The organism is Paraburkholderia atlantica (assembly GCF_009362785.1).
Classification (GTDB): Bacteria; Pseudomonadota; Gammaproteobacteria; order Burkholderiales; family Burkholderiaceae; genus Paraburkholderia; species Paraburkholderia atlantica.
In genome coordinates, this window is the sequence record NZ_WHNQ01000173.1 from 1 (window position 1) to 1,558 (window position 1,558).

Annotated in this window: 3 protein-coding genes; 2 read left to right on the forward strand and 1 reads right to left on the reverse strand. The window is 54.6% G+C overall.

All coding sequences use genetic code 11. The features are described 5' to 3' along the window. Positions 1-216: transposase (locus GCT19_RS41960; RefSeq protein WP_193727546.1), on the reverse strand; the 216-nt coding region annotated here is incomplete at its 3' end. Positions 217-337: 121 nt separating this feature from the next. Between GCT19_RS41960 and GCT19_RS41965 the strand changes: the two genes are divergently transcribed. Together GCT19_RS41965 and GCT19_RS41970 are read left to right on the forward strand one after the other, a co-directional pair. Then, positions 338-1,294, forward strand: coding sequence for a hypothetical protein (locus GCT19_RS41965; RefSeq protein WP_152855084.1), 957 nt, complete (start codon positions 338-340; stop codon positions 1,292-1,294). Between the two features lie 48 nt (positions 1,295-1,342). Then, the coding region (locus tag GCT19_RS41970) for a transposase (RefSeq protein WP_193727546.1) at positions 1,343-1,558 on the forward strand (216 nt) is incomplete at its 3' end.

Consider the following 1,558-nt stretch of genomic DNA (forward strand, 5'->3'; position numbering starts at 1 on the left):
CGCCGGGTCTGACAGACCAAACCACTGCTGCATGAAGTGGATCTGCAGCATCGTCGCAATAGGAAACGGCGGCCTTCCAGTCTTACCCCTTGGATAGTGCGGTTCGATCAACGCAATCAACCTCGACCATGGCACAACGCGCCTCATCTCATCGAGAAATTCCCGCTTGCGCGTGCGTTTCGTTGAAAGATCCAGACCAAGACCAAGCTGTGTCATCGAGGTACCCCTTAAAGCTGCATTCTCCCAGGATAGTCCACCGAGACGTCAACGCCAGGACTTTTGCAGACCTTCCCTAGATTTGCAACGTACGGGATTCACGGCTGCTCTAGCGTCAGAAATGAGCGCCTGGCTCGATAGCCAAGGGATCGCACCTGATAAGGTAGAGCGGAAGGCTGGCTTCAATTCATCGCAGCGCGAGCACGATGCAGCATGCAACAAGTTAGTCAGCTTCGCCGAGAAGATGGAGTTTGCCGAAACTGCCGAGAATATCGAACGCCCGATGCTGACCCCGCCGTTGCAGAGGCTGCTCAGCGATTTTGTACGGAACCCCCCGATAGCAGTCATCGAGGGCACTAAAGGTACCGGCAAGACGCTAACATTTCGGTACCTGCTGGAGCACACGATGTGGGCGCGGGCGGCAGAAGCAATGGGCTTTGGAAACTCGTCGACGTTCAACGGAATTTTTCTGCCTGTGCTGGGCTCCGTGAATAGCTCGGATACGATGCTGGATTTGGTGAACTCTCGTCGGGCCTCGGTCGCTCAAAGCCTGGAAGGTACACAGTCCGTCCGCGTTTCAGAAACCATTGCTTTGATACGAAATGGCTTAGAACAGTCGCTCAACATAAACGATTGGACGGACCTATGGCTCAGTCTAATTGCGAAGTCTGCCGGCTTCTCAGCCTGGGACGACATGGTTGTGGCGGTCCAAGTAATCGATCAAGCGCGCCCCATCGCATTATTTGAAGGACTGGAAGAGGTTTTCCCGAACCCTTATACCGATGCAACGCAAGCTGATGCTTTGCGAGCTCTGCTACGCGAGGTTCCGGTTCGTCTACGCGAGGAGGCTGGTCGACCTGTCGGAGTTCTTATCTTCGCGCGAAGCGATATGGTAGAAGCAGTTATCGAGCAAAACGTGCAGCAGTTTCGCGCTTCGTACCGTAGTTATGCACTCACATGGCTGGATGTCGATATTCAAGAGCTTGTTGTTTGGCTCGTTGCGAATAGCGGAGCCGCGCCGAATCTCTGGTCGACGACGTGGCGATCTAGGGAAGGTCTGCAAAAGTCCTGGCGTTGACGTCTCGGTGGACTATCCTGGGAGAATGCAGCTTTAAGGGGTACCTCGATGACACAGCTTGGTCTTGGTCTGGATCTTTCAACGAAACGCACGCGCAAGCGGGAATTTCTCGATGAGATGAGGCGCGTTGTGCCATGGTCGAGGTTGATTGCGTTGATCGAACCGCACTATCCAAGGGGTAAGACTGGAAGGCCGCCGTTTCCTATTGCGACGATGCTGCAGATCCACTTCATGCAGCAGTGGTTTGGTCTGTCAGACCCGGCG

Coding starts and splice junctions, on each gene's coding strand:
- GCT19_RS41965 (WP_152855084.1), top strand. CDS start 338: ATGAGCGCCTGGCTCGATAGCCAAGGGATCGCACCTGATAAGGTAGAG.